Origin of the sequence: Lonsdalea britannica (assembly GCF_002111595.1) — a bacterium.
Taxonomy (GTDB): Bacteria; Pseudomonadota; Gammaproteobacteria; order Enterobacterales; family Enterobacteriaceae; genus Lonsdalea; species Lonsdalea britannica.
Map to the genome: position 1 here is coordinate 140720 of NZ_LUTN01000009.1, position 8426 is coordinate 149145.

At 49.7% G+C, this 8426-nt stretch carries 5 protein-coding genes and 1 pseudogene; 2 read left to right on the forward strand and 4 right to left on the reverse strand.

Features of this window, described 5'->3' with window-relative positions; genetic code table 11:
* The first annotated feature begins 104 nt into the window (after positions 1-104).
* Both AU509_RS09670 and AU509_RS09675 read left to right on the forward strand, forming a co-directional pair.
* Entirely contained in the window at positions 105-1019 is a 915-nt protein-coding gene (locus tag AU509_RS09670) for a LysR family transcriptional regulator (protein ID WP_085651527.1), read from the forward strand.
* A gap of 226 nt (positions 1020-1245) precedes the next feature.
* Positions 1246-2808, forward strand: a complete 1563-nt coding sequence (locus tag AU509_RS09675; protein ID WP_254901552.1) for an alpha-N-arabinofuranosidase — start codon at positions 1246-1248, stop codon at positions 2806-2808.
* Between the two features lie 110 nt (positions 2809-2918).
* On the opposite strand, the gene AU509_RS09680 is transcribed toward AU509_RS09675, so the two are convergent.
* The 4 genes and pseudogenes from AU509_RS09680 to tnpA form a co-directional block, all read right to left on the reverse strand.
* The gene (locus AU509_RS09680) at positions 2919-4613 is read right to left on the reverse strand and encodes a thiamine pyrophosphate-binding protein (protein WP_085651525.1); all 1695 of its coding nucleotides are present in this window, start codon (positions 4611-4613) and stop codon (positions 2919-2921) included.
* Between the two features lie 437 nt (positions 4614-5050).
* Positions 5051-5788, reverse strand: coding sequence for a histidine phosphatase family protein (locus AU509_RS09685; RefSeq protein ID WP_139824039.1), 738 nt, complete (start codon positions 5786-5788; stop codon positions 5051-5053).
* Between the two features lie 615 nt (positions 5789-6403).
* Positions 6404-6688 carry a hypothetical protein gene (locus AU509_RS17965; protein ID WP_139824040.1) on the reverse strand — a complete coding sequence of 95 codons (285 nt, stop codon included), beginning with the start codon at positions 6686-6688 and terminating at the stop codon, positions 6404-6406.
* 965 nt (positions 6689-7653) lie between these two features.
* A pseudogene (tnpA, locus tag AU509_RS09690) lies at positions 7654-8101 on the reverse strand (IS200/IS605 family transposase).
* Positions 8102-8426 lie beyond the last annotated feature (325 nt).

The window sequence follows — 8426 nt, forward strand, 5'->3', positions numbered from 1 at the left end:
CAGTATTTTCTGATAGCAAGCCATCGAAAAAAGAGATCGCAGGATAAGACCTTATCCCGGTGACGACGCCGGACTGATTTAAGCCCTCTACACCGGAGAAGAGCATGTTGACGCTACGCCAGATTCGATACTTTGTCGCCACGGCGGAAATGGGGCAGATCTCGCAGGCCGCCATTCACCTAAATATCTCGCAGTCGGGCGTCACCAGCGCGATTCAGGAGCTGGAAAGTTTATTGGGAAAGCCGCTATTCCGGCGTTCGGTGCGCGGCATGACGCTGACGGAGACCGGGACTCATTTCCTGCACCACGCCTACTCCATTCTGCGCAGCGTGGACGATGCGTTACATGTTCCTTCAGCGGATGATCAGATCTGCGGCCAGCTGAATCTGGCCGCCTCCTATACGGTGATGGGCTATTTCCTTCCCTACCATTTGCAGCGGCTCTCTTCCGCGCTCCCCCATCTGGATATCCATCTCTTCGAACGGGAGCGTATCGACATCGAACGCGGGCTGCTCGATGGAACGCTGGATATCGCGCTGGTGCTGACCGCAAACCTGACGCTACCTGGCATCACCTCGGAAACGCTGTTTAACTCCGAGCGTCGACTCTGGCTACCCAGTCGCCATCCGCTGTGCGAGAAGCCGCATCTCACGCTGAAGGACGTCGCCAAAGAGCCGTTTATCATGCTGACCGTGGATGAAGCCGACCACAGCGCCATGCGCTACTGGGAAGAAAGCGGGCAGCGTCCCCGCGTGATGCTGCGGACCAGTTCCGTCGAAGCCGTGCGCAGCATGGTGGCCGATGGACTCGGCGTCGCCATCCTGTCCGATCTGGTTTATCGCCCCTGGTCGCTGGAAGGAAAACGCATCGAAACCCGCGCGCTAACCGACAATCTGCACCCCATGAATGTCGGGCTGGCCTGGCGAAAAGACGCGATATTTACTCCGTCAATGAATGCCTTCCGGCTGTGGTTTCGCAGCGCTTTTCTGACGCCGCAGATGAACTTCAACCGCCGCTGACGGAGCGCCTAATCCGACCCGATAGCGCAAACGGTGGAAGTGTGACCCGCCTAACAGCCGCAGCACGGCGATTTCGGTAGCCTGAGCTCACATCACTGTTGGATTGTCACTGGCCGCCGGCCAGGCAAAACCTGAAAGGTTCTCTTACGAGAGGCCGTTCAGGTTTTTTTTTTGCGCCATCACCGAGGTGTCTATGAAAAAAAACCGCTGCACAGGAATAATGGGTATGACGTTGGCCGCGCTGGCCTTGCCCTTCGGCTCAACGTCCGCCGCCGACCACCACCGGGTAGAGGCCACGTTACAGGCCGACCATCCCGGCCCGCCCATTTCTCGCTATATCTACGGCCAGTTTTCCGAACATTTGGGACGGGGTATTTACGACGGTATCTGGGTCGGTCCCGACTCCCCTATCCCCAACACGCGCGGCATCAGAAACGACGTGGTCGCCGCGCTAAAAGCCCTCCACGTGCCGGTCGTACGTTGGCCGGGGGGCTGTTTTGCGGATGAATATCACTGGCGCGACGGCATCGGTCCGCGCGACAAACGCCCGGTGCGTAAAAACAACTGGTGGGGAGGCGCGCTCGAGTCTAACGCGTTCGGCACGCACGAGTTTTTCGACTTTGCCGAACAGATTGGCGCGGATGCCTATGTTTCCGTCAACGTGGCTTCGTCTACGCCGACGGAGATGCGCGAGTGGATCGAATATCTGACGTCCAAAGATCGCGACAGTCTGGCGAACGAGCGACGCGCCAACGGCCGCGATGCGCCCTTCAAAGTGCCTTTTATCGGCATCGGTAATGAAAGCTGGGGCTGCGGCGGTAATATGACGCCGGAATACTATGCGAACGAATTACGCCGCTGGGGCGCGCTGTTCCATAAAAACGGCACCAATTTCCACAACGATAACGACAACACGGCGGTGCGCGTCGGCTCCGGCGCGAATAACGACGACACGAATTGGACCGACGTCGTTATGAAAAACGCCAACGCACATCTGGACGCCATTTCCCTGCACTTCTATACCGTGCTCACCGGCGACTGGAAGAATCGCAATCAGGCATCCGCCACCGGTTTCCCCGACGCACAGTGGAACGCCATTTTCCAACAGACGCTGCGTATGGATGACGTGCTGCGCCAGCATATCGCCGTCATGGATAAGAACGACCCTGAGAAACGCATCGGTCTGTTCGTCGACGAATGGGGCACTTGGTATAACGTCGAACCCGGCACCTATCATGGCCATCTGTTCCAGCAGAATACGCTGCGGGACGGTATTTTGGCGGCCGCCAACTTCAACATTTTCCATCAACATACCGATCGCGTACGGATGACCAACATCGCGCAGACCATTAACGTGCTGCAGGCGATGATCCTGACGGAAGGCGATAAGATCGCATTAACGCCGACCTACTATGCCTATAAGATGTACGTGCCGTTCCAGGATTCGACGGCGATCCCGCTGACGGTAAAAGCGCCTCAACTGACCTACGACGGGCACAAATTCCCGGCCCTTAATGTCTCAGCCGCCAAAGGAAAAGACGGCAAAATGTATATTGGGGTCGCGAATATGAACCAGCATGCGGGCTACGATCTGGCCGTTAAACTGGGTACGCTGAAGGTGAAAACGGTGGCGGGAGAAGTGCTGACCAGCACAACCTCGGATGCGCATAACGTTCCCGGTCAAGCTGAAGCCATTCATCCCGTCCCTTATCAGGGCGGCAAGATCGACGGGTCGGAACTGAATCTGTCTATCCCTGCAAAATCAGTGGTGGTGGTCAGTCTGGAATAAGGGAGTGCGGTTGCGGCAATCAGGATGCTCATTGAACGCGTATTACCTCACATATGAGGTAATACGCTGATCGACTTGCCGTGCGCTAATGCACGATGATATGGCATTGTTTAGAGTGATTTGACGGTCTTATTGCGTCCGAATACCGGCGGTAGCACTTCCCTGTCAAGCCGGACATCGATGACCATCGGAACCGCATTTGTAATCGCGGTGCGTAGTGTGGACTCCAACTCGGCGCGGCTGGTCACGCTAGCACCATGAGCGCCCAACGCGTGAGCATACAACGCGAAGTCCACCTGCGGAATGGTACAATCCAGCGCAGGATAACCGACCGAATTTAAACCCTGCCGGCACATGTTATAGCCGCCATCGTTCAATACTAACCAAATAGCCGGAACCTGGTGATGGACAGCGGTGCTGATTTCATTATTCATCAGCATGGAACCATCGCCGATAATGCCGACGGTCACTTTACCCGTCATCGCCAGCCCGACGATGCCGCAGGCATAATGCCCCATGGTTCCCAACGCTGAGTTGACTCGATAACGATTGGGCTTTCTAAACTTCAAAAATCGGTTAGTCCATACGTGCGAGTTTCCGGCATCGGCAGCCACCAGACAGTCGTATTCATCAATCGCCACCTTCTGTATGACGTCCATCACCTCCTCTGGATTGACTAAGCCGTCATTGGTCTTGAGCGGAACCTGGCGTTGAGACGATTCAGGCGGTTGAATAAAAGGTGACTGTTGAGCAAGAGGCAGGTTTTTTATTTTCTGGTAGACCCCCTCTAAAAATGTGGAGAGCTCGGCATTGATAACTTCGGTTTTGGGAGGAAGGTTATTTTTAATATCCGCATTTTCCAGACTGACGTAATAGACCTTAATGTCTTTTATTTTTTTCTGAAGATAATGCGAACTGGACTCCCCTAAGCGAGTTCCCAGAATAACCATTGATTTCAACGAGGGGTTATTTATCGCTGAGGTTAGCGTGGGTTCATCGCAACCCAAACCTGTAGTCCCTATATATAACGGATGGTCCTCAGGGAAAATACCTTTCCCTCGGGGCGTAGACATAACCGCCGTCTGTGTTTTAATCGCGAGCTGCGTTAATACATCCGACGCATGGAGACAACCAAAACCATTCCAAATAATGGCATTACCCTCAGCAAGCACTTCCGCTATTTTTTGCTGCTGAGCGGCCAAAGAGTCATCATCTTCTCGGGTAATTGGAGAGGCGAGATATTGCGTATTTTCACTGTATTGTTGCTGTACAATTTCTGACTTCTGAATACGAGGAATAATAAATATTCCCAGCACATGACCTTGGGAGTCTTTAAAATGGTTGATGGCGTTAATCGCGTCACTCATTTTTTCTTGTTCATCGATGCAAACAACGTGATCGAAGTATCCCGAGATGTGATCTCCTTGCAGGGCAAGGACGTCTTCTACCGTTGTTTGTTGCAATCCCCACAGCCCATCATGATGTGGCGTGGTGATCGGTGCAATAAATATCACTTTGGCGCCATCCAGCTTCGCTGCGCGCACTGCCGTTAATGCGTTGATAATGCCGGGGCCTGCGGTGCTGAACACGGCGGCAGGCTTGTGACGGTATAAGCTGTATTCAGAAGCACAAAACGTCGCGCCTGTTTCATGTCGGCAATGAACGGTTCTGATAGAAGACTCTGACAGCGACTTCCACACGGGGGAAATATAAGCGCCTGAAACGCCAAAGGCGATGTCTACCCCGGCATTTTCTAAATATTTGACAAGGGTTTCCGCAACTGACTTCTGTGATTTTCCTTCCATATAATTTCCTTGTTAGAAGCATAGGTCAGTGTTACTGAATAAAATCCTGCAACACTAAATAGGGAGGGCAGGATTTATTTAACACCTGCCATTGCCAGCAAAGATAATAGGGAAACTGTTAGCCTTCTTCCTACTGTCAATTATTTCTTAATCACCGCCAATTGAATTAATTTTTAGAAACTCAATAATTTCATCCTAAATAAAAAAAAGCGACTCATTAAGAGTCGTCATATATAACCTATAACGCAATCAATTAGCAATCAGAAAACGTTAAGGGTACAAATCCATCAAAACCAGAGGTATAAGTAAAAAATATTTATCGCCAAATAATTCAGTCGCCATCGGATATCAATTAACCGCTTGATCTGGTCTCACTAATAGCAGCGCTACATATTGGCCAGGAACGTTAAAGATTAACCTATCCGGCAGACCCGGCATTAATCTGCCGGAGACACATACGTTACCCATCCCCAATAGCCAGATCCTTCACCCTGCGTTTTTTTCCAACCCTGTCGCTCTAGCTCGCGCGAAATGAGCCTGTTCATCAAGCCATGTCCCATGCTGAAGATTCGGTCACGTTGCTTAGCGGCTGCAATAAGATCGCAGGTCGCCTGTTTTGCCCGTTGTTGAACCGCAGACCTGGACTCAAGACCGTGGCTCAGCCCCAGAAACCAAAAGAGACGAAACACGATAAGCCAGGTATGAGGAGATAGCTTTAGCCACGGGAGCGCGACAAGCGGCAAAGGCGCCTCACGTAAATTGTCGAGAATCAGATCAGGATGAGCATCGAGTTCGAAAAGTGATGAACGCGCGCGTTGCAATGGACTACTGAGGATAAAATCACGTTCGTCGCAGACCGATTTGGCTTCCTGAGGAGGATGTCCTGTGACGTCTGACGCATCATAACCCGCTATCCAGGCATGCATCTCCGCGGCCTTTATCTTTTCACTCCCACGAAAACGCGTGATGGTTGGCTGCCCATGCCTCATTAGCGTAATTTCCATTTCAACTCTCAACCCGGTGAATTCGTTAGCTCCATACCCTATCATGAAAGCTCGCGATGTCGGCCTGCGATCCTCGTGAAAACGACGGGGAAATGCGATACCGCAAAAACGCAAGGTTAGCTGAGCGTTGATGTCGATAAAAAACGGTATGATCCTCACCCCGTTATCCAATGCATTGCCACAGCAAAGCTCAGTTAACTTTTCTCCCGCGGCATCTGAGCCAGGCTTTATGATGGCGTGATACGAATTTCTCTGTGGGTATTCATTATGCTTCTCGTCACGCGTTCAGATTCTTTCTAGCGTCCAATCCATTATTTCAGCTGTAATGAGCGACAGGCTTCTTCGAAAAAATCAGTCCACAACCTAGCGTCAACCGATGCGGCTGGTTACGTAAAATAAAGTATGTCCTGTGTAATATCCCAAAATGTTTGTCAGCATTCGCCATTAAAAATAAGCATTTCACAATAACCGCCCCACAACCGCCGCATTATTGAATGAATCTTGCGAAAGGCAACGACGGGGATCGAGAATCTATCGGGAAGAGGCTAACGCTAACCTAATGACATTGAGACCGTATTTAAATTTAAGCCGACCTGCTAAAAACAAAAAGCCCGCTTAAGTTTCCTTACGCGGGCTTTCTGATGATGACACACTGTGAGTGATCGCTAAAGTCTGTCACAGGCTAACAATGCGATATAAGCAGACGTCATTTTTGGCTGGAGCATTTGATCTTCACGGTTAACATGCCGACTGCCGCATATTAAGCACCTATTGACGCTGGGGATATTACCAACTACTCACTGCGGCATTTTTTACCGTGCACCCAGTGAAATGAATATCATCATTTATCAATTGTTTAAAAGAGCAGTTTTTAGTTTTGCCATTTATTGTTGCATCAAACGTATAGTCTTTAGAAGCAGAGCCTGTCAGACCCGTTCCGTTCCCTTCTTTTCCTTTGATATTGCTAATGGTCACTTGGTCTGGAGAAATATTCATTGACTTGGTGAAGCCCTCCTTAACTTCATCAGCAGAAGGCGCGGGTTTTAATCTGCCATAGAGTTCCATCCCCACGTGGCACATCCCGATAACAGCGTGACAAGAACAACGATAGCCAGAACCGATGACAGATGATTTTTTCTCATAAACGAAACTCCTATCAGATAACTCACTTGAATTATTTACACTGAAGCGCTTAGGGAAAAGCCACGTAAACCATTAACCACTGCTGTTTTGCATTTTACGGCGTTGCCTGTCTTCATTTATTTAGGCGACCGTATTGGACTACCTCATTAGCGAGACCCATAAAATGGTCTTAGTAAGTTACAAGGATCATTACTCATGTTCAATATTCATCCTGAAATAATTTATCACATTAATTAAAATGAATAATACACAATAGTTACACTCTTAAATGGACCTGTTTTCTGTTCCTACAGAGCGATTTGGGCGATGAAATGGCGACGTGCCTACGATCAGAAAACACAGACCCAAGGTAATTGCGAAGATGTTTACGGCGCGTTCGAGAGGTACATTAACGCGGTTGTTGAAGACGTAGGTCATGGAAGTAGCCGCTCACGTTGCATCGCTTAGGGAGCGATCCGTTACGACAGGATATTGGTATCAAGGGTTTTTGGGATGCTTGCTCGCGATTTGTGGTCAACCTCACCGCCCGACGCGGAGCGAGTCTCTTTGCCTGCGGTCATCGTATCTAAAGCGCCAGAGACATGAGCCGCCGATTTCATATAAATAGGCAGACCGTATGAATTAAATGGCGTAGTGGGATGAAATTGTGAGGGTTAAATGGTAAGTATTTGGCCATTACCGTGCATACAAGTCACTCCACTACCTTGCTGATAAGGTGCTCATATTGACGACAGCGCTCACCGATGCAGAAGAAATACGAAAGCGTTAGAGGGGAAATTTTTTATGCGGAGCTGCTGACATCAAACCGTTAATAAAGATGAGCAGGCCGATGTAAAAATCCGCCTTCATAGAAGGCGGCTTTGACACGGCCCTCTATAAAGGGGGCTTAAACACTATTCTTCCAACCCCAGTTGCATTTGTCTTTCCCCTTCCTCTTTCGCTACTTCGTCCTGATACCTGACATATCTGCGATATAATCTCTTCGTTCGCTCTTACCGAGTCCACGAAATACCTTCTTTGCCAGAAGTGATTTCCTCACAAATTTTTCTTTCTCAGATAGGGCAATTTTGCGAACAGCCTTATCGCTGTTCGTCCTTTCACAAAACCCATTAGGTCTGAAACTCTCAGGCTAGGCGGTGTTCTTACCACCAAATGCACATGATCTCTCTGCACATTAAGTTCTACAACCGTGCATTTCATCATACTGCAACAAACATAAAGGCTTCTATATAGCGCTTTCCCGAGATTACCTTTAACGATTTTATATCTGTAATTCGGGGTCCAAACGAGATGATACTGACGGCGATAGAATACGTGTTAAGCGGATTCGTATCTGCTCATGCTATTTACTCCCCTGATTTGTTGGTAACAAACTGGGGCAGTATTTAGCATGAGCATCCTACGGGCAAAGCCCCCACAGGAACGACCACCTCCATAGGAGGTAGTTTAAGAGTGACAATTAAACCGCCGATTTGGCGGTTTTTTCATGGGATATCGTTCATTTACATAACAATAAGTTGCGCATAGAATATCCGCGCTTCACAGGAATGGATCTGTTTACAGGGAACGAAACATGCTGATCACCAAGCGTCTGGATGAACTCACTCCAGACGAATTTACGCGTATCTTATCGCCTGAAAAAGGCAGCGCGCTGGATGCCAAAACC